The organism is Paenibacillus sabinae T27 (assembly GCF_000612505.1).
GTDB lineage: Bacteria > Bacillota > Bacilli > Paenibacillales > Paenibacillaceae > Paenibacillus_AQ > Paenibacillus_AQ sabinae.
Genome location: NZ_CP004078.1, coordinates 4194797 through 4214972, shown reverse-complemented (window position 1 = coordinate 4214972; position 20176 = coordinate 4194797). Strand labels below are relative to the sequence as shown.

The following is a 20176-nucleotide window of genomic DNA, read 5'->3' as shown; positions in this document are numbered from 1 at the left end:
AGAGCGGGTGCCGACAAGTATAGGCATTACCCCGTCAAAGCACGAAGTAAAGCGAATCCCGAAGGGAGAGCGGGTCGCTGCACGAATGGAGAGTAATACGCCGTATTACGCAGTAAAGCGAATCCCGCAGGGAGAGCGGGCGTCCGCACATATGATGGGTAAGCGCCGGTGGACGCGCCGCATGAAAGGTCCCGAGGCCGCCGCCCGTCAGGGCGGGGACCGAGAAGGGACCGCTTGATTCAAACCAGGTCACCACCCCAGGCTCAGCGCTGCTCATTCGCCCATTTCCGGGTGTCCAGAGGGCGGAGCCCTTGGGGTCCTCCCCATTGGGGAGGATTTAGGAGGGGAAAACCACGTGGATTACATGGACAATATCAGGGGCAAGCTGGCGCTGCTGCCGGACCTGCCCGGATGTTACCTGATGAAGAACGAAGAAGGCACCATCATCTATGTTGGGAAGGCGAAGGTGCTGAAGAACCGGGTCCGCTCTTATTTTACGGGCAGCCATAACGGCAAAACCCAGCGGCTGGTCGTGGATATCCGCGATTTCGAATATATTGTCACGGCCAGCAACATGGAAGCGCTCATTCTGGAGTGCAACCTGATCAAAAAACATATGCCGCGCTACAACGTGCAGCTCAAGGACGACAAGACCTTCCCCTACATCAAAATTACGAATGAACGGCATCCGCGCCTCGAAGTGACGCGCCGGGTGCTTAAAGATAAAGCGAAGTATTTTGGACCGTATCCGAACGCCTACGCGGCCCAACAGACGAAGAAGCTGCTCGACCGGATGTATCCGCTGCGCAAATGCGGAGCGATGCCGAAGGAGGTATGCCTTTATTATCATATGGGCCAATGCCTGGCGCCGTGCGAGAAGGAGGTGCCGAAGTCGGCGTATGACGAGATCACCCAGAGTATTTCAACGTTCCTTGGCGGTGGTCATGAAGCGGTCAAGAAGGATCTTCAGCAAAAAATGCAGGAGGCCGCGGAGGAGCTGTATTTTGAACGGGCCAAGGAGCTGAGGGATCAAATCAACTATATCGAAGCCCTGATGGAGAAGCAGAACATCAACACAGCAGACACGAAGGACCGGGACGTATTCGGCTATGCGGTGGATAAAGGCTGGATGTGCGTGCAGATTCTCTATATGAGACAGGGAAAAATGATCCAGCGCCACTCGTCCAGCTTCCCGTTCTACGGTGAAGCCTTCAGCGACTTCATGTCGTATGTGACGCAGTATTACAGCGAAAATCCGGCGCTGCCGCAGGAGATTCTGCTGCCTGAAGCGCTGCTGATGCAGGACGCGGCGTCCGTGCTTCCGCCGGATGGTCCGGCCGCTGAGGAAAGCGGCGCGGCCGAAAGAGCGGCTGGCGCCGGAACAGCGGCGCCTGCAAACGCCCCGGCAGCGGAGACGGCCGGCGAAACTTCCGCCGGCCCCGCTGCCGGTGGCGGCGAGCCGGCGGAGAACGCCTTCTCTGCCGAAGACGCTGCCGCCGCCGATGAGGACGCGCCGGAGACGGCCGCGGAGACGGCACAACGCGCTGCCGCTGCCGTGGAAGCCGCTGCGGCAGGCGTGGTGGATGCCGCCGGCGGGGCCGCCGCGCTCCAGGAATGGCTGGGCGTCAAGGTGCTGGTGCCGCGGCGCGGCCTGAAGAAGAAGATGGTCCGCATGGCCTGCGAGAACGGGCGCGTGGCGCTCGAAGAGAAGTTCCGCCTGATCGAGCGGGACGAGGAGCGCACCTCCGGAGCGGCGCAAGGGCTCGGGCAGAGCCTTGGGCTTGAGAGCCTCAGCCGGATCGAGGCGTTCGACAACTCGAACATCCAGGGAGCGAATCCCGTATCGGCGATGGTCGTGTTCATCGACGGCAAGCCCGCGAAGAAGGAGTACCGCAAATACAAGGTGCGCACCGTTCAGGGGCCGGATGACTACGAAACGATGCGCGAGGTCATCCGCCGCCGCTACGAGCGGGTACTGAAGGAGAGTTTGCCGCAGCCCGATCTGATTGTCGTTGACGGCGGCAGAGGCCAGATATCCGCCGCCGTCGATATTCTGGAGAACGAGCTAGGCCTGTTCATTCCAGTCTGCGGACTCGTTAAAGACGCCAAGCACAAGACCGCGCAGCTATTGGTCGGCGATCCGCCGGAGCCGGTTCATTTGGCCCGGGACAGCGAGGAGTTTTATCTGCTCCAGCGTATTCAGGATGAGGTGCACCGCTTTGCGATTACATTCCACCGCGAGCAGCGCGGCAAGTCGATGGTCACTTCGCGGCTTGACGCGATCCCGGGAATCGGGGAGAAGCGGCGGAAGCTGCTGCTCAAGCATTTCGGCTCGCTCAAAAAATCAAAGAAGCGACGGTCGAAGATTTCCGTCCATTGTCCATCGGCGACAAGCTCGCGCGGCAGATTCTGGACGCGCTAAGAGATGAAGAAACGGTATAACAAGGTAAGCTTGCCGAGCCATTTATAAAGTCCATATTTTACAGCAACAGCCCGGGAGTCGCTAATGCGCTCCCGGGCTGTTTTTCGGACTGGGCCCGAATATTTTCAACGCTTGTATGCAGAGCATCCGATTTGAGCTGATCCAGATGTGCTCAAAGTTTTCGGATCGGCGTCACCAGCGCGATGACTACCTCCAGGATTTTGGCGCCTGCCGCTACAGCGAATACCGCTCTTGGATCGGTCCATCCCGACAGGGTGGCTCCGGACATCGCTCCCAAGGGCATGGCCAAACGGGTCAGCACTCTGGAGAAGCCAAGCACGCGTCCGATCATATCGGATGGAATGGTCTCTTGGCGTACGGAGGTGACAATCGTATTCCAGGCGACGTTGCAGACCGTGACCGCAAAAAAGGCGATCCCGGGAGCAAGCCAGAAATGACTGACTGAAGCAAAAAGGAAACCGACCGTTCCGACCCCCAGCAGCACGGGGATCAATGTGCCCCTGCGGAACCGCTTCTCCAGCGGAACGGCCAGAATGCTTCCGATGATGCCTCCAAATCCTAACAGGGTATAGTTGATGCTGCTCTGCTGGGTATTCAGATGGAGAGTGTTCAGCAGGTAGAACATCAACACGCCGAAAGTCGCGCTGTAGCCGAAATTTCCAATCATCGCCTGGAAGGAGAAGGAGAGATTGATTTTGGAACGGATGAGCCATTTGAACCCTTCGCCGATGTCTTTGAAAATCTGCGACAGGCTGGACATCGACTTGGGCTTGCCGAAGCTTGGCATAAGCATCAAAACGACAAGCGTTCCCGAGAATGATGCGGCATTGAGCCAAAGCGTGTTGAATCCTCCGATGGCTACGATAATCACGCCGGCAAGCAGCGGTCCCGCCAGCTCCGCGATTTGATTGGTCAACTGACAGGAGGCGTTAGCCCGCGTCAATTGTTTGGGCGCCAGTGAAGGAATAATGGCAACAATGGAAACATCGAACATAAGCGAGAGTATGGTGAGTATGAAGGAAATCACGTAAAGATGCCACAGCTGCAGAACTCCAGCAAAGTGCAACAGGGGGATCAGCGCGACGAGCAGCGCTCTGGAGCTATCGGTAATGATCATCAGCTTTTTTCGTTCCCAGCGGTCGACCATACTGCCCACAACCGGCCCGAACAAGACGATCGGCAGAACGCTCACCGCGTACATGGGCCCCATCACGATACCGGATTGGGTTAATTTGTAGGAGATCCAGGGAATGGCGAAAGTAAACAGGGAATCTCCCAATCTGGAAATGAACATCCCCATCAGAAACCGGATATAGGAGAGGGGCAGTTCCAGCAGCTTGAGCGCCGGAACTGCCTGCTCATCCGTCTCAGGCTGCAGGGATGAAGACGTACTTGAATTTGTCATAGATTAACCCTTTTCACCTCGGGAACGTAATTCAGGATTCGCTCCGCGATTTGTTCCACATGGGACTCCTGAATAAAGGAATAATGATCTCCTGTCGCCTTGGGTGTTCATGGCTCCCTTACGTCTTGCCCGGCGCTTACTGCGCCGGCAAGACGTAAGCATTCACGGTCGTCCACGCGCAGACTCCCTTTTCCCAAGCAACCGTCCTGCGGCTACACGATCGTCCCAGGCTCTGGGCCCGGTCCGGAACCCGGCCCGGGTCCTGGCCCGAGATCAAGGAACTGCGGCTTGCGCTCCCGCCCCGGCGGGTTGAAGCGATAGACGATGTAGCCGACGACAAACGGCATCGCGATCGTAATGAATCCCGCGGCTACATTCACAGGCTCCCGCATGAAGATCAGGGTGGCGCCCATCAGAATGCTGTCGAAGACGACATGGCTGAACATGACGGCAATGAAGCCGAAACGCAGGAAAATATAACTGAACAACAGCCCGATCACCGTCAGCTCAATCGGCCGGGAACTGATCGGATAAATCGGATAGAGTGTGTGCCCGAACGCCCAGATGACGGTCGTAATCAGGCTGGCTAGCAGAGTGCTGCGCACGATTTTTTTGAGCATCCGGATGCCGAACAGCCGGTAAACCGCCTCTTCGGAAAGTCCGGCCAACCAAGCGACAATTGGCAGCAGCCAGGCATAGCGCATATTGTAGGGCGATTGGGAAGGGTCCGTCGTCGACCAGTTATGCAGCGTGTACTGCAAAATAATGAACATTATCGTCTGCACGCCGAGCAGCACGAATGCCCAAATATACCCAGCGTAGACGCTGTCCATGACGTATTTGCCGTAGCCCGGCTCCTTCGCCCGCGGCCAGGGGTTCAGCCCTTCCTCTTTCCTCCAAAGGCCGTTTCCGCCGACCAGAGAGAAGTAAAGCAGCGCCGACATCAGCAGACTGTACAGCGTATAAATGACGAACATGACAACGGACGTAATCCGGTCCTCCGCGCCGGTTCCCGCCGTTTCGGGGAGCATATTGTACGTGCTGATCATCATAATGGCAAAGTGGGCTGCGCTCAAAAAGGCGCCGCGCGCAAATGAAGTATGCTGCCGGCGGAGTATGCTGTAGATCAGCGCCAGGACGCCGAGGGCGAAGGTAGGCAGCCCGTAGCCGAACAGCGTGTACCGGGTCGCCGCAGAAGTCTGCGATTCCACGTAGGCCGTATGCCACTCCGGAGCGGAGAATCCGGGCCTGAAGACGGACACTTCGCCAGCGGTGAACTTGAAGGCATAGCGCAGCGAAGCTTCGCCAACTTTTACCGAATGATCGGTATAGATCAGGCCGTAGCTGCCTGTAGAAGAAGAATTCCGCTCCAGCCGCGAAGGGTCGGCTCCCCATTTTTTCAACCAAGGCTCCGCCAGCCGTTCCTTCTGCTGCGGGCTCAATGAAGACTCGCTGATGATATCTGCGGTCTCATCTTTGCCGGTCAATGCGGCTTCGGTCCCGTTTCCCTTCTCTCCGGTTCCGGCGGGAACTCGGGTGAAGCCGGCAGGCGCGCCGGTATACATATTCAGATCGACGGCCAGGTTCGCCCATTTATCATCCTGGGAATCGAGGGAAGCATGAAAGGTATCGAAGGGATAGAGACGGTCCAGCTTTCTTTTACTGTAATCGTCCAAGAGGCTTTCCCTTGACATGTAGCCGTAAAAAGAGGAATCCGACTTATAAGTGACGATCCAATGGTCGCCGGGTTCCGGTATGTATCCGAGCTGTTTGGCCGCAAAAAGAGCCGCCTGCTCACGGGCCTCCGATTTGCTGATCGCCGATTCGCCGGCGAAGTCTTCCTGGGTAAGGGATGGAACAATCTGGAACAAGACAAACAAAATCAGACCGATCAGGCCTGAGATCATGAGTGTTCGGGAGATGGGCCGCTGTTGTAAAGGTTGGCCTACGGGATTCATGAAACGCCTCCTTGGATAAAAGATTTCTATAGAACCATCTGACTAAAAATGGTCTGACTATCTTAAAATAGCACAGCATGGATGCGGAAATCCATTATTTGGAGGGTGAAGGGGCGATAAACACGGAAAAAACAAGTGAAATCGCCATCCGAATTTGGTAATATCGCCTAAGATAGCATATGAAGAGAAATCGGATTTTATGGACGGGGGGATGGATATGGCCTTACAACTATCAAAGGTTTCGGAATTTCGCTGGCTGAAGCTGTCGCCGCCCCAAATTCTGGTGATCGGGTTTGCCGTTATTATTTTGATCGGGGCATTGCTGCTGATGCTGCCGGTATCGCATGCCGCCGGGGAGCCAATCGGTTTTTTGGACGCGCTGTTTACGTCTACGTCGGCCACCTGCGTGACGGGACTCGTTGTAAAAGACACCGGCACGTTCTTCACGACCTTTGGCCAGATCGTCATCATGCTGCTGATCCAGGTCGGCGGCCTTGGATTCATGTCAATGGCGACCTTGTTCGCCCTGGTGTTCCGGCGCCGTATTTCGCTGCGGGAGCGGCTCGTGCTTCAGGAAGCGATGAACCAGAGCTCCATGGAAGGCATCGTTCGGCTGATTCGCAGCGTCCTGATCTATTCGCTGGTCATTGAAGCCTGCGGCGCGCTCTTACTTACGATCCGCTGGGCCTTTGATATGCCGCTGGGACGGGCTGTTTTTTTCGGGATATTCCATGCTGTTTCGATGTTTAACAATGCCGGATTCGATCTGTTCGGCGGGTACCGCAGCCTGACCGGCTACGCGGGCGATCCGGTTGTCAATATCGTGGTGATGTTTCTGATCGTCTCCGGCGGCATCGGTTTTATCGTAATGTCCGATATTATGGATTACCGGCGCAAACGCAAGCTTTCGCTACACAGCAAGGTTGTGCTGTCGATGACGGCCGCACTGATCGTGATCGGTGCCGTTGTTCTTTTTGTCTTCGAGTTTACGAATCCGAGGACCCTGGGTTCCCTGGGCTGGGGCGGCAAAATATGGTCTTCCCTCTTTCAATCCGTAACCCCGCGCACGGCAGGCGCCAACACGCTGGATATGACGGGCCTTAGGCAGGCCTCGCAGTTTTTTATCGTGATCCTGATGTTTATCGGGGCTTCTCCGGGCTCCACCGGGGGCGGCATCAAGACGACGACCTTTACCATCATGATTGGAGCGGTTATCGCGATGCTGCGCGGACGGGAAGATATCGTGCTGTTCCGCTGCCGCCTGGCTCAAGAACGGGTGTTCAAGGCGCTGACCATTACGCTGCTGGCTCTGCTGCTGATCGTCGCCGTCTCCATGGTGCTCTCCACCACGGAAGATACGTCTTTTTTGAAAGTGCTGTTTGAGACGACATCCGCTTTTGCCACGGTGGGGCTCAGTCTCGGACTGACACCGGAATTGTCCGCGGCGGGCAAAATCCTCATCTGTCTTACCATGTTCGCTGGCAGGCTGGGCGTATTGACGCTGGCTTATGCACTCGGGCCGAAGAAGGGTAAGGAATTATATCGCTACCCGGAAGGCAAAATGATTATCGGATAAGGGGATACGGAAATGAAAGCACAGCAGTTTGTCGTGATCGGCCTGGGCCGCTTCGGCGCGAGTCTTGCGCTTGAGCTGATGGAGAAGGGATATGAGGTGCTCGGCATCGACCATAACGAGGAACGGGTGGAGGAAATGACAGACAAGCTTACCCATGCCGTTATGGCGGATGCCACGGATGAAGGCGTCATGCGGTCGCTTGGCGTACGGAACCTGGACTGCGGCATCGTCGCGATTGGGGACAATATGGAGCGGAGTATCCTTACCGCTATTCTTTTGAAGGAATTGGGCGTCAAAATGGTCGTGGCCAAGGCGATTTCGATCCTGCACGGCCGCGCTTTGGAGAAGCTGGGGGTGGACCGGGTTATTTTTCCGGAGCGGGATATGGGGATACGCGTGGCGCATCAGCTGGTGACGCCGCATCTGCTCGATTACATCGAGCTGTCCAAGGATTACAAAATCGTCGAGCTGACCGTTCCGTCCTGCATGGACGGCAAGAGCCTCGCCGAGATCAACACCCGGGCGAAATACGGCTGCAGCATTATCGCATTGAACCGCGAAGGCGGGGTTATCGTCGCTCCGACGGCGCATGATTACCTGTATGCGGGCGACATCATGGTGGTCATCGGCTCCAACGAGAGCATCGACCAATTTGAAGAGGAAGCGGTGAACCGCGAGGAAGCCGAGGCCTGATAGTCCATTTAGCGGCTGACAAAAGCACGGCTGGTGGGCATTGCTGGATGACTAAGGGGGAAGCTCGCTCCTTACCTTTTCCGGTAGTCCCATACCCGCGTAGCAGCAGTTAAAGCAATGAGAAAGACTCTCCAAGGCCGTGGCGGGCCAAAAGAGAGTCTTATTTCGAAATATAAGTCCATCTATAAGTTTACGCTTATAGATGGACTTATATTTTTACGAGAAACGGATGCCCTCCTCCTGAGAGGACGGCGAAGCCGTTTCTTCTTTCATATTAGCGCCGGGGCGGAGCCGTCGGTACGCGCTTTATCGTTTGGCGCGGATTTCTTCGGTCATCTGCCCGATCAGCTCCGTCAGGCTTCGGGAACCGAGATCGCCTTCGCCCCGTTTTCTCACGGACACATTGCCGGAGGACTGCTCGTTCTCACCGAGAATGAGCATATACGGCGTTTTTTGCAGCTGGGCTTCGCGGATTTTGTAGCCCAGCTTCTCGTCTCTAAGGTCCATGCCGGCGCGGATACCGGCGTCTTCCAGCGATTTTTTCACCTCGAAGGCGTATCCGTTAAACTTCTCCGAAACGGGCAGAATCTTCGCCTGAACCGGCGCAAGCCAGAGCGGGAAAGCACCTGCATAATGCTCGGTGATAATTCCGATGAACCGGTCAAGCGAACCGTACACGGCGCGGTGGATGACGACCGGACGATGTTTCTGGCTATCTTCACCGATATAGGAGAGATCGAATTTCTCGGGCATCTGGAAATCCAACTGTATGGTCCCGCACTGCCAGCTTCGTTTCAGAGCGTCGAGGATATGAAAATCGATCTTCGGACCGTAGAACGCTCCGTCTCCTTCATTCAGGCGGTATGGAATGCCGCTGGCCTCCAGACACTGTCGCAAAGCCTGTTCCGCTTCGTTCCACAGCTCTTCGGAGCCCATGGAATCTTCCGGCCGCGTCGACAGCTCGACAGTGTACTGGAAGCCGAAGACCTGGTAAATATGGTCGATCATTTCTATGACGCGGCCAATCTCTTCCTCGATCTGCTCCGGCAGCACGAACAGGTGCGCGTCATCCTGGCAGAAGGTGCGGACCCGCATCATCCCGCCCAGCGCTCCGGATAGCTCGTGGCGGTGTACCTGTCCGAATTCCGCCAACCGGATGGGCAGCTCCCGGTAGGAATGCAGATTATTCTTGTAGACAAGCATATGGCCCGGGCAGTTCATCGGTTTAAGGGCATATTTTATTTCGTCCACATTGGTGAAGTACATATTGTCCTTGTAGTGATCCCAATGCCCGGACTGCTCCCACAGCCGGTTATTCATCATCAGCGGCGTACGCACTTCGTTATAGCCCCGCTGTCTCTGAAGTTCCCGCGCAAAATTCTCCAGCTCGTTACGAATCGTCATCCCGTTCGGCAGATAAAAAGGCATTCCCGGCGCTTCCTCGGAGAACATGAACAGTTCGAGCTCCTTGCCGAGCTTGCGGTGGTCGCGTTTTTTGGCTTCTTCCAGAAAAAGCAGATGTTCATCCAGCTGCGGCTTTTTCGGAAACGCGGTTCCGTAAATGCGCTGAAGCATCTTATTGCCGGAGTCTCCCCGCCAGTAAGCCCCCGCCACGCTTAGCAGCTTGAATGCCTTGATACGGCCTGTCGATGGAAGATGGGGCCCGCGGCACAGATCGGAGAATTCGCCCTGCTCGTAGATGCTGATAACAGCATCCTGGGGCAGATCCGCGATCAGCTCCAGCTTGAGCGGCTCTTCCTTCTCCTCGAAGATGCGAACGGCTTCGCCTCGGCTGACAACCCGGCGGACGATGGGGAGATCCTCCTTGATCACGTTCTCCATCTCTTGCTCGATTGCCGCAAGATCACCGTCAGTCAGCGGCTTCTCTATATCAATGTCGTAATAGAATCCGTCTTCGATCACCGGCCCGATACCGAGCTTGACCGCTTGGGGGCCGTATATGCGTTTAATGGCCTGGGCCATAATATGCGCCGCGGTGTGTCTGTAGATTTCCAGTCCTTCTGTGCTGTCCGCCATAACCAGCCGCAGGAGGCTGTCCTGATCGATCGGTTCACTCAGATCCGCCGGCTTCCCGTTGAGCAATCCTGCTACGGCCTGTTTTTTCAGTCCCGTACTGATGGACTCCGCCACTTGTTCAATTGTCGTGCTTTGCGGGTACCTCCTAATTGCGCCATCTGGTAAAGTTACTTTGATTTCCATCTGTCCAGCCTCCATTTCCTGATTATTTTTGTAAAACACAAAAAACGCATCTCATCCACAAAGGGACGAGTGCGTTTAAGCTCGTGGTTCCACCCTGATTCGACCTGCGGCGCGTAATGACCCGGCTGCTGCCGGACACTGCCGCTGCAAGTCCTCATTGGTATCCGGTAACGGGGATAACGCGGTGCCGCATACTGCCGTGAAACTTAAGCTATCGGTTTCATGGGTTCAGCGCCACGGCTGCAAAGGGGTAATTTACGCATCCGGTTGCCGAAGAAGCTTTCAGCCTGAGCTTCTCTCTCTGGACGGCCCGTGAAGGAAATCATGTCTTTGGTCATTGCCTGATGGGGATGTTGAATTGGATGGATATTACATTACCTCACGTTCTAAGATCAAGTCAAGCGCCAATTTAAAGAGCAGCGGGTCGCCCCGCCCGGAACACCTCTTCCGTCACCTGAACCAGACTGCGAGCCGCGGCGCTCAAATCACCGGTGTCACGGTAGATCAGACAGGTGGTCCGCTGAGTCAGCTCCAGCTCTTTGATGTGCAGGGAAGCCAGCCCCCCTCCCGACAGCAGCTCCGGCCGAAGATAGGAATTGGGGAGCAGCGCCGCCGCCTTGATCGTCGGGAGCAGCCGGATAATGGCCTCAAAAGAGTCAATCTCCATGCGGATATCGGGCTGAACGCCGCTGCGCTGGAACAGGTCGTCCGTCATGCGCCGGTACCACGTTCCCTTGGAGAACAGGATCATCGGCAGCCCGTTCAAATGCTCCATCTCCAGCCGGGACAGCCCGGCGATCGGATGATGTCCGGCGACGACGAGCCGCAGCTGATCCTCGAACAGCGGGATGCAGCGCAAGCCGGGCTCGTCGGTGGCGGAAGCGATGATGCCGACCTCGGACCGTCCTTCGCGGACGGAAGTGACGATCTCATGCGTCTTGCCCGTAATGAGCTTCAGCTCGGCAGCCGGGTATTTTTCCATGTATGCATTGACGAGCGGCGGCAGCGTAGTCTGCAGCGTAGTCAGGCTGGCGCCAAGCGCAACAGACAGCGGCTCGCCCTGTTTGAACCTTGCGATCGCCTCCAGGAATTTGGCGCGCTGCTGCCGCTGCTCCAGGGCATAGGTGTAAGTGAGTCGTCCGACCTCGGTCAGCTCAAGCCTTTTGCCATGGCGGTTGAACAGCGTGACGCCCAGCCGTTCCTCCAGCTTGGAGATTTTGCGTGACAGGGCGGGCTGTGACAAATTTAGCTGACGGGATGCCCGGTTCAGGCTTGATTGTTCTACAACCGCCGCAAAAATATCAAGGTCATCAAACATAACGTCACTCCTTCCGGCTGCTCCGGATTTTCTGCGAGCGTCCAAGGGTACTCGACCGCTGCCGCCATTTGAAATTCCAGTCATTTTACAGGCAGTCTTATGCGTATAATTTATAACGAATAATAATTAGATTGCAATTCCCTTATAAGATAAAAAAGAGTAACATACAAAGTGACACAAGATATTCACAATTTGTGAAAAATGAAGCAAGGCCTTGCCAGGCGCGGAAGAGGGGGAAATGGACAGGTTCTTCGGCAGAGGAGACCCTTTGATTCCCTGTTTCAACTGCGGTCCAGCAGGTGTATGCTCATTAATGAAAACGCTGTTTTATTCGGAAAGGGGACCCCGCATTATGAGAGGCTTTTATTCCAGAAAAATTCATTCCTTGCTCGGTGTTATCCCGCTGGCATTCTTCTTCATCGAGCACATGCTGACGAATTTCTCGGCGGTGGAGGGGGGCTCTGAGGGTTTTAAAGACAGTGTGCTGTGGCTGAACAGCCTGCCGCTTGTCTTCTTCCTGGAATTATTGTTCATCTGGCTTCCCCTGCTGTACCATGGCGTCTACGGGCTGTATATCGCCTACCAGTCCAAGCCGAACCTGAACCGCTACAATCTGGAACGCAACTGGCGCTATACGCTTCAGCGGATCACCGGCATCGTCACCTTTATTTTTGTCATCTGGCATTTGTACGAAACCCGGGTGCAGGTGGCGCTTGGCAACGTTACGCATGAAGAGCTTGGCGGCGTGATGCATGATATCGTTACCCAGCCTTGGTGGCTTGCTTTTTATATCGTCGGCATTGTCGCGGCCTGCTTTCATTTCGCCAACGGGCTGTGGTCCTTCCTCGTCAGCTGGGGCATCACAGTGGGTCCCCGTTCGCAGCGGGTATCGTCCTATTTGTGCATGGGCTTGTTCGTTCTGGTGACGTTCATGTTCCTGCTGTCGCTGGTCACGTTCCGTGACAGCGATTTCAAAACAGCTGAGGCTATTGTCCAAACTGCAAATACTGTCATCCAATAAGGGAGTGAACCTGTCATGGCAACAGCCGATATCATTATCGTAGGCGGCGGTCTGGCCGGCCTGATGGCTACCATCAAGGCGGCGGAAGCCGGCGTTCATGTGCATCTGTTCTCACTTGTTCCCGTCAAAAGATCGCACTCAGTCTGCGCGCAAGGCGGCATCAACGGCGCCGTCAACACGAAGGGCGAGGGCGACTCGCCTTGGGTGCATTTTGACGATACCGTATACGGCGGGGATTTTCTCGCCAATCAGCCTCCGGTCAAGGCGATGTGCGAGGCGGCTCCGGGCATCATCCACCTCATGGACCGGATGGGCGTCATGTTCAACCGCACGCCGGAAGGGTTGCTCGACTTCCGCCGGTTCGGCGGAACGAAGCATCATCGGACGGCTTTTGCGGGCGCGACGACCGGGCAGCAGCTTCTGTACGCGCTCGATGAGCAGGTGCGGCGCTGGGAGGTCGAAGGCTTCGTGACGAAGCATGAGAATTGGGAATTCCTCTCCGCCGTGATCGACGACGAAGGCGTCTGCCGCGGCATCGCGGCTCAGGATTTGCGCTCGATGTCGATCGAGACGTTCCCGGCGGATGCGGTCATTCTGGCGAGCGGCGGTCCCGGCATTATTTTCGGCAAGACGACCAACTCGGTTATCAACACGGGCACGGCCGCAAGCGCCGTGTACCAGCAGGGCGTACATTACGCGAACGGGGAGTTCATCCAGATCCATCCGACGGCTATTCCGGGCGACGACAAGCTGCGGCTGATGAGTGAATCGGCGCGCGGCGAAGGCGGACGCATCTGGACCTACAAGGACGGCAAACCGTGGTACTTCCTTGAGGAAAAATATCCGGCCTACGGCAACCTGGTGCCGCGCGATATTGCCACCCGAGAGATTTTCAACGTCTGTGTCGATCAGGGGCTTGGCATTAACGGCGAGAACATGGTCTATCTGGACCTTTCGCATAAAGATCCGAAGGAGCTGGACGTCAAGCTCGGGGGCATCATCGAGATTTATGAGAAATTCATGGGCGACGATCCGCGTAAAATCCCCATGAAAATCTTCCCGGCAGTCCATTATTCCATGGGCGGCATGTGGGTCGATTACAATCAGATGACGAATATTCCCGGCCTGTTTGCGGCGGGCGAATGCGAGTACCAATACCACGGCGCGAACCGGCTCGGCGCGAACTCGCTCGTGTCGGCCATCTTCGGCGGCATGGTGTCGGGGCCAAAGGCCGTAGAATATATCAAGGGGCTGAAAAAATCGGTGCAGGACGTCCCCGCTTCCGTATTCGACAGCTACCGGCGCGTGCAGCAGGACAAATACGAATCGCTGCTCGGCATGAGCGGAACGGAGAACGCGTATGTCCTCCATAAAGAGCTTGGCGAGTGGATGACCGCCAACATGACGGTGGTCCGTCATAACGTGAAGCTTGAGGCGACCATAGGCAAAATCAAGGAACTGAAGGAGCGCTACCGGGGCATCAACATGAGCGATACCTCGCGCTGGAACAATCAGGGCGTGGCGTTTACCCGGCAGCTGTGGAACATGCTGGAGCTGGCAGAGGCGATGACGCTCGGCGCGCTGCTCCGCAACGAAAGCCGGGGCGCGCATTACAAGCCGGAGTTTCCTAAGCGCAACGACGAGGAGTTCCTAAAGACGACGAAGGCGTCCTGGACGCCGGACGGCCCGTCCATCTCGTACGAAGACGTGGATGTATCGCTGATTCCTCCGCGGGTCCGCGACTACTCCAAGGACAAATAATTTAACTTTTAGGAGGGGTAACTATGGCGGAACCAGCGGCAGCTTCCAAAAACGTGAAATTTATCATCACCCGCCAGGACGATCCGCAGAGCGCACCCTACACGGAGGAATTCGATCTTCCCTACCGTCCGGGGATGAACGTCATCAGCGCCCTGATGGAAATTCAGCGCAATCCGGTCAACGCCAAGGGCGACACCACGGTTCCCGTCTGCTGGGAATCGAACTGTCTGGAGGAGGTGTGCGGCGCCTGCTCCATGGTCATCAATGGCAAGCCGCGCCAGGCCTGCGCCGCCCTTATCGATAATCTGGAGCAGCCAATACGCGTCGAACCAATGAGCACCTTCCCCGTCGTGCGTGACCTCGTTATCGACCGGACCCGGATGTTCAATGCGCTGAAAAAGGTTAAAGCCTGGATTCCGATCGACGGAACGTACGATCTCGGTCCGGGACCGCGCATGGCCGAGAAAAAGCGCCAATGGGCTTACGAGCTGTCCAAATGCATGACCTGCGGCGTCTGCCTGGAGGCTTGCCCGAACGTTAACAGCAAGACCGATTTTATCGGCCCGGCGGCCATCTCCCAGGTCCGCCTGTTCAACGCCCACCCGACGGGCGAGATGAACGCCGACGAACGGCTGGAGGCGCTGATGACGGATGGGGGCATTGAGGGCTGCGGCAACTCGCAGAACTGCGTTCGCGCCTGCCCGAAAGGCATTCCGCTGACGACCTCCATCGCCGAAATCAACAAGCAGACAACCAAGCATATGTTCAAGCGGTGGCTGGGCGTCTAGCATCTATAGCAAGTTTCCAATAGCAAGCAGTCAAATAGCAGATGCCGGACCCTCCACAGTGGGCCGCCCCCGGATTACGATCCGGCGGCGGCCTGTTCTTTTGCCTTGAATTAAAGACCGATTTGTTCCAACATGGAGATAATATGCGCTTAATAACTGGAATTTGGATGATACAGCACTCCATTTTGTTCAGGTACTGGCATGAACGGGAAAGCCTCCATCTTATTTTCGGAAAAAACGATAATTAAGACATTGGAGGGGAAAACCTCCGCCTTATTGTCCGCGTTTTCTGCATAATCGACCAAATTGCCGGATTAAGATGGAGATTTTCCAGTCTGGATCCTAATCAAGCCCTTTATTTGAAAAATAAGCGGGAGAATTTCCGGTCCATCCATCCAAAGCCTGATTTAGCGCGCCTAATTTAAAGTGATCACTGTACACCAATTCTGTATTTGTCAAAGGATACACTTGACGGCGAAAAAGGGGAGCTGAACATGACGCACCATTATCAACAGTTAAGCCCGCATGTCATCATTATGCATGCTGAGCATGAAACGGACCGTCCCATCCTTGCGGCCATTGCAGGAGAGCGGCGAACGCTGCTCATGGACGCCGGCAATTCGCCGGAGCATGCGAAGCTGTTCCGCAGTGAGCTAAAGCGGCGCGGGGTCCGCCTGCCGGAAATAATGGCGCTGACCCACTGGCACTGGGATCATACCTTCGGCATGCAGGCCTGGGGGCTTCCGGCAGCGGCCCATAAGGAAACCGCCCGGGCGCTGTCTTCGCTTCGGGGGCTGGACTGGTCGGACGGCTGCCTCCTGAACTTGATTTCGGATGGAATCATCAGCGAAGAGAGCGCCGCCGATATCCGCAAGGAGTTCGGCGACCATCGTGATATCCGCATCACCCAGCCGGATATTCTGTTTCAGGACCGGATCGAGTTTGATCTCGGCGGCGTGGTCTGCGAATTGGTGCATGTGGGAGGAGACCATTCCGCCGACAGCTGTATTTTGCATGTCCGGGAGGACCGGGTGCTGTTTCTGGGCGATGCGCTTGGACCTTCCGTCTACGGCGGTCCGCGAAAGTATACCAGCGCTGCCTTTTTGAAGCTGCTGTCTACGGCATATGGGTATAACGCGGACTGGTACGTGGAATCGCATGGCGTTCCGATGAGCGGGGAAGAGTTCCGCAGCGATCTGGCGGGTTGGGAGATGCTGGCCCGGGCCGTGGAACGGTTCGGCCATAACCGGGAACAGGTGATCCGGGAAATGAAGGCTATATTGCAGCTGGATGAGCTGCCTAAAGATTTGCTTCAGGGTCTGGATTATTTCATGGCAGGCGCGGAGCCGGTGTGAGCAGGAGGAGCAAATGCGAAGGCCATCTGCAGTCGTGACCAGGGCAAAGGGCGTACAAAGGTTAGGCAGGCCGGCAGGCGACTACGAAGGTATATATACCGTCGATGCGATTACAGATGCCCGGGCAAACCCCAACAAGGTCCCAAGCTAAGGGTGACCCGATACCCAGCCGGCTCTTCTTGCAGCGGATTCCTCCGCTACCGCCGAATCCCCCGCTACCGCTGAATCCTCCGCTGCCCCCGATTCCAAATCGCCCAGGCAAATATGTTATAATCTCCGTATTAATGTGTGGAAATGGGATCTGCTGGGAGGTATAGCGGTGATTTGTCGGGAGCAGGATGAGAGCTTTGTCATGATCAAGCAGCATGACCACGGGCAGCTGGCCGGGGAATTTGCGTCGCGGTTCCGCATGGAAGAGGTGCCCCGGAAGCGCTATTCGGATGAAGTGCTGTACGCGATAGCCAACCATGACCGCGGCTGGGTTGATCTGGACGAGACGCCTTTCTGGAACGATGCAGCCAAGGCGCCTTACAGCTTTATCGATTTTCCCGTCGTGCCGAAGCTGACCTTTTACCGGCGGGGACTGGACGAGATCGAGACGGTTACATCGTACGGAGCGCTGCTGTGCAGCCTGCATTATGAACGCCTGATCGAAGTGTCCGGCGAGAACGCCCCTGAGCTGACCGTCTATCTCCAGGAAGAGGAGAAGCGCCGTTCCCGGATTCACCGGGAGCTGGAGATGAATGGAGCGGCTATCGGCGAAGCGGAGCTGTACTACGACAGCCGGCTGCTGCAGTTCTGCGACGATCTGTCGCTGTTTATCGGGCTGCACGATCCCGGAACGCCGACGAAGGATATCCATCCCTGGTTCAAGGAGGGCTTCTCCCGCACCGGGGAATTCGATTTTACCGGCGGACGGGTCATCACGGCTGAGTGGCGGGGAACGAAGCTGCTGCTCGATCCTTACCCGTTCACCGCATCTTTTGAAGTGACGCTGCCGGTGCGCCGGGTGCCCCGGAACGAGGCGGTCTCCCGCGGGCTGGCAGCGGCGTACAGCAGCACGGTGGAGACGCCGGTAAGCGTGACCATCGCTGAAGGGGAACTGAAGCGGCCATAAGGGCCTCAAGCCGCGCCGGCTGCAGAGAGAGTTCCGACGAATATCCCGCAGGACAAAACAGCGCCGGTTGTGATATGTTCCGAAAGCCGAAAGGCAGCAAGCCGCAGACCTTGAGCGGCAAACAAGCCATTTTCCCGGCTGCTCGAAGGACCTACCTTGAACAGATTTAGTACCGTAGTCCCCCACCTCAAGGTCAACAGCGAAGGCGGGGGTTAGACACGTCCGCTTAACAAACATATGTTCTTGTGTTATGCTAGATCCATCAAATTACGATGGAGGCGCGTCTCATGAAGGTGGTCAAAACACTCAAACATCCGATTACATCTCACCACCGCATGCTAGATGCGACTCTCCATGTGTATCAAGAGGCGCTCTCGTTCTTGATTACGGTCATTCAAGAGCAGTTTATGTCCTTGGTATCGTTATCCACCCAAGCGGTGGTGACGGCGGTAGAACGGCTGACTCATCGTACCAGGCATAATCCGAATCCGCTCTACGCCGAGTTTGATCAACGCTTTTATAAGTTTCCTTCGTACTTCCGCAGAAGTGCCATTGCCGAAGCGTTTGGTATTCTGAAAAGTCATCATTCCCGGTTTGAGCTTTGGCAAGCCGAGCGGCAACGCGCCCAGCAAGAAGGGAAACGCTTTTCGAAGAAACCGCCGACACTTGAGGCTCAGCATCGGGCGTTCCCTTGCTTGTACAAAGGCAACATGTTCATTCGAACCTCCGATCGGGCAGCCAACATCAAGATCTTTCATCAAGGCGATTGGATCTGGCTCCCCATTACCTTTAAGGGGCAAGACTTATTTAAACGTAATGTGTGGAGCATGAAAGAATGCAGCCCCACATTGGTACGGAAAGGAAAACGATATGCCCTTCATATCGCTTATGAAGGGGATGTGAAGCTGACCCAGACGGAATTTTCCAAACAGCGGGTCTGTGCCGTTGATTTGGGGTTAACGAATTCCGCAGTCTGTTCCGTGATGGACGCAAGCGGCACTGTCTTGGCGAGGACCTTTATTAACCAAGCCAAAGAAAAAGACCGGATGCGCCAAATCACAGGCAAACTGAAACAAGCTCAGTGTCAATCCGGTATAGGGGCAAAACCGAATTTCTGGCGGCGGATGAACGGCTTACAGACGCATATCGTCCACGATACCGCACATCAAATCCTCGCCTTTGCCCAAAAGCACCGCGCAGATGTCATTGTCATGGAGTATTTAGGCAAGATGCGTCTGCCTAAAGGAACGTGGGGAGCCAAGCGGTTTCGTACCAAGCTCCAGTTTTGGGCGAAACGGCGCATCCAAACGAAAGTGACCGAAATGGCGCATTTCTTGGGGATGCGGGTGTCCATGGTTAGCCCGGCGAATACCAGTGCGCTTGCTTTTGACGGAAGTGGATTTGTACAACGCAACACAAAGCGTGATGTTGCTGTATTCGCAACAGGAAAAACGTATCATGCGGACCTTAATGCCTCGTATAACATCGGTGCACGATACGTGTTACGTAATATACAAAAATCCACATCTGAAAAGACGTGGTTGTCCTTGGAGGCCAAAGACCCTTCATTGGCAAAACGAACGTATTGGACGTTGGCTTCCCTCATTCGGGTGCAACAGGCATTGGGTCTTCAATCATGAAGCTCGCAGCGTGTGCAACCCTGTATCGATGCCAACAGAAGCCCCTACTTCAGGCGTAAGCTAAGTGGGGGAGAGTTCAACAGGAGCGAACAACTTATGAATGGATGGATGTGGACCCTCAACACGGCTGTTGTGCTTCTTATGGCTTTTTGTTTCTATCGGGCAAAGACCAAATGGGTGAGCAAGGGCGTGTTGGCTGTGCCGCTCCTCATCTATGTGCTGTTCTCCGTGGAGGATTTGCTGAACTTGATCAGCATGAATGTTCTGGTAACGGGGGTAGGCGGGCTGAGAAGCCTGATTGTACTGTTCTGTTTGGTATCGGTCATTTTTTTTCTGATTTTTATTTTCCAGGAAATAAAGGAATCGAACCGCAGGGAAGTCAAAATCCGCTCCACACTTGCCCGGATCAGTATTGCGACAATGACCTGCATCCTGTTTTTCACCATCGTGTACACTTCGATTTACAAGCTGTTTGGCCAATCCTCCTTTCGGGGAGAAGGGATCGGGAATGATCTGATTACGCAATTGATCTCGTTCCTGTATTTCAGCGTTGCGACCTTTACGACTGTGGGATACGGAGACATCGCCCCGATCGACAACACTTCAAGGCTTGTGGTCATTATGGAGATCGGTTTCAGTTTCATTACCGTGTACTACGCGCTGGCGATGCTCGGACTCTTCCGCAAAATACTCGGGAACGAGCCGGAGGAAGAAATTGAGGCGGAGATTGAAGTGGACATCGAATCCGGGGCCCGGGATGAAGTGAAGGAAGAGGTTAAAAGGGAAGTGAAATCCGGCGCGGGCGACAGAGCGGAGAAAGGCGGCGAAACCCGGTAAAAACCCGGTAAAAACCCGGCAATTAAACCGCTCTTATAGACCGG

The 20176-nt window shown here is 55.6% G+C and carries 15 protein-coding genes; 10 read left to right on the top strand and 5 right to left on the bottom strand.

All coding sequences use genetic code 11. From position 1 onward, the window contains the following. Positions 1-34: 34 nt before the first annotated feature. Positions 35-277 carry a hypothetical protein gene (locus PSAB_RS25545; RefSeq protein ID WP_144240544.1) on the bottom strand — a complete coding sequence of 81 codons (243 nt, stop codon included), beginning with the start codon at positions 275-277 and terminating at the stop codon, positions 35-37. An 87-nt stretch (positions 278-364) separates the two neighbouring features. Between PSAB_RS25545 and uvrC the strand changes: the two genes are divergently transcribed. Continuing rightward, positions 365-2422, top strand: a complete 2058-nt coding sequence (uvrC, locus tag PSAB_RS19325; RefSeq protein WP_226991835.1) for an excinuclease ABC subunit UvrC — start codon at positions 365-367, stop codon at positions 2420-2422. Between the two features lie 172 nt (positions 2423-2594). Here uvrC and PSAB_RS19320 read toward each other — a convergent pair whose 3' ends face one another. Further along, positions 2595-3848 (bottom strand): MFS transporter, encoded by a 1254-nt coding sequence (locus tag PSAB_RS19320; protein WP_025336233.1) that lies wholly within the window; start codon positions 3846-3848, stop codon positions 2595-2597. Positions 3849-4060: 212 nt separating this feature from the next. Continuing rightward, positions 4061-5806, bottom strand: coding sequence for a CPBP family intramembrane glutamic endopeptidase (locus PSAB_RS19315; protein ID WP_025336232.1), 1746 nt, complete (start codon positions 5804-5806; stop codon positions 4061-4063). 217 nt (positions 5807-6023) lie between these two features. Between PSAB_RS19315 and PSAB_RS19310 the strand changes: the two genes are divergently transcribed. Continuing rightward, entirely contained in the window at positions 6024-7382 is a 1359-nt protein-coding gene (locus tag PSAB_RS19310) for a TrkH family potassium uptake protein (protein ID WP_038597395.1), read from the top strand. Positions 7383-7394: 12 nt separating this feature from the next. Continuing rightward, complete coding sequence (locus tag PSAB_RS19305) at positions 7395-8075, top strand: potassium channel family protein (protein ID WP_025336230.1); 681 nt, start codon at positions 7395-7397, stop codon at positions 8073-8075. A gap of 306 nt (positions 8076-8381) precedes the next feature. On the opposite strand, the gene thrS is transcribed toward PSAB_RS19305, so the two are convergent. Further along, a complete protein-coding gene (gene thrS, locus PSAB_RS19300; RefSeq protein ID WP_025336229.1) occupies positions 8382-10295 on the bottom strand; it encodes a threonine--tRNA ligase in 1914 nt (637 codons plus the stop codon). 409 nt (positions 10296-10704) lie between these two features. After that, positions 10705-11613, bottom strand: coding sequence for a LysR family transcriptional regulator (locus PSAB_RS19295; protein WP_025336228.1), 909 nt, complete (start codon positions 11611-11613; stop codon positions 10705-10707). A 352-nt stretch (positions 11614-11965) separates the two neighbouring features. On the opposite strand from PSAB_RS19295, the gene PSAB_RS19290 reads away from it, so the two are divergent. The 7 genes from PSAB_RS19290 to PSAB_RS19260 all read left to right on the top strand — a co-directional run bounded on the left by PSAB_RS19290 (position 11966) and on the right by PSAB_RS19260 (position 20132). Beyond that, positions 11966-12634, top strand: coding sequence for a succinate dehydrogenase cytochrome b558 subunit (locus PSAB_RS19290; RefSeq protein ID WP_025336227.1), 669 nt, complete (start codon positions 11966-11968; stop codon positions 12632-12634). Positions 12635-12649: 15 nt separating this feature from the next. Further along, the gene (gene sdhA, locus PSAB_RS19285; protein ID WP_025336226.1) at positions 12650-14395 is read left to right on the top strand and encodes a succinate dehydrogenase flavoprotein subunit; all 1746 of its coding nucleotides are present in this window, start codon (positions 12650-12652) and stop codon (positions 14393-14395) included. Positions 14396-14418: 23 nt separating this feature from the next. Further along, positions 14419-15183, top strand: coding sequence for a succinate dehydrogenase iron-sulfur subunit (gene sdhB, locus PSAB_RS19280; protein WP_025336225.1), 765 nt, complete (start codon positions 14419-14421; stop codon positions 15181-15183). Positions 15184-15677: 494 nt separating this feature from the next. Then, positions 15678-16538, top strand: a complete 861-nt coding sequence (locus PSAB_RS19275; RefSeq protein WP_025336224.1) for an MBL fold metallo-hydrolase — start codon at positions 15678-15680, stop codon at positions 16536-16538. A gap of 319 nt (positions 16539-16857) precedes the next feature. Next, entirely contained in the window at positions 16858-17655 is a 798-nt protein-coding gene (locus PSAB_RS19270) for a DUF3891 family protein (protein ID WP_025336223.1), read from the top strand. A gap of 287 nt (positions 17656-17942) precedes the next feature. Next, positions 17943-19295 (top strand): RNA-guided endonuclease TnpB family protein, encoded by a 1353-nt coding sequence (locus PSAB_RS19265; RefSeq protein ID WP_025336222.1) that lies wholly within the window; start codon positions 17943-17945, stop codon positions 19293-19295. Between the two features lie 96 nt (positions 19296-19391). Beyond that, complete coding sequence (locus PSAB_RS19260; protein ID WP_025336221.1) at positions 19392-20132, top strand: ion channel; 741 nt, start codon at positions 19392-19394, stop codon at positions 20130-20132. Positions 20133-20176 lie beyond the last annotated feature (44 nt).

Excerpts from the sequence above, each read along its gene's own strand:
- PSAB_RS25545 (WP_144240544.1), bottom strand. The coding sequence starts at position 277 with ATGAGCAGCGCTGAGCCTGGGGTGGTGACCTGGTTTGAATCAAGCGGT.
- uvrC (WP_226991835.1), top strand. The coding sequence starts at position 365 with ATGGACAATATCAGGGGCAAGCTGGCGCTGCTGCCGGACCTGCCCGGA.
- PSAB_RS19320 (WP_025336233.1), bottom strand. The coding sequence starts at position 3,848 with ATGACAAATTCAAGTACGTCTTCATCCCTGCAGCCTGAGACGGATGAG.
- PSAB_RS19315 (WP_025336232.1), bottom strand. The coding sequence starts at position 5,806 with ATGAATCCCGTAGGCCAACCTTTACAACAGCGGCCCATCTCCCGAACA.
- PSAB_RS19310 (WP_038597395.1), top strand. The coding sequence starts at position 6,024 with ATGGCCTTACAACTATCAAAGGTTTCGGAATTTCGCTGGCTGAAGCTG.
- PSAB_RS19305 (WP_025336230.1), top strand. The coding sequence starts at position 7,395 with ATGAAAGCACAGCAGTTTGTCGTGATCGGCCTGGGCCGCTTCGGCGCG.
- thrS (WP_025336229.1), bottom strand. The coding sequence starts at position 10,295 with ATGGAAATCAAAGTAACTTTACCAGATGGCGCAATTAGGAGGTACCCG.
- PSAB_RS19295 (WP_025336228.1), bottom strand. The coding sequence starts at position 11,613 with ATGTTTGATGACCTTGATATTTTTGCGGCGGTTGTAGAACAATCAAGC.
- PSAB_RS19290 (WP_025336227.1), top strand. The coding sequence starts at position 11,966 with ATGAGAGGCTTTTATTCCAGAAAAATTCATTCCTTGCTCGGTGTTATC.
- sdhA (WP_025336226.1), top strand. The coding sequence starts at position 12,650 with ATGGCAACAGCCGATATCATTATCGTAGGCGGCGGTCTGGCCGGCCTG.
- sdhB (WP_025336225.1), top strand. The coding sequence starts at position 14,419 with ATGGCGGAACCAGCGGCAGCTTCCAAAAACGTGAAATTTATCATCACC.
- PSAB_RS19275 (WP_025336224.1), top strand. The coding sequence starts at position 15,678 with ATGACGCACCATTATCAACAGTTAAGCCCGCATGTCATCATTATGCAT.
- PSAB_RS19265 (WP_025336222.1), top strand. The coding sequence starts at position 17,943 with ATGAAGGTGGTCAAAACACTCAAACATCCGATTACATCTCACCACCGC.
- PSAB_RS19260 (WP_025336221.1), top strand. The coding sequence starts at position 19,392 with ATGAATGGATGGATGTGGACCCTCAACACGGCTGTTGTGCTTCTTATG.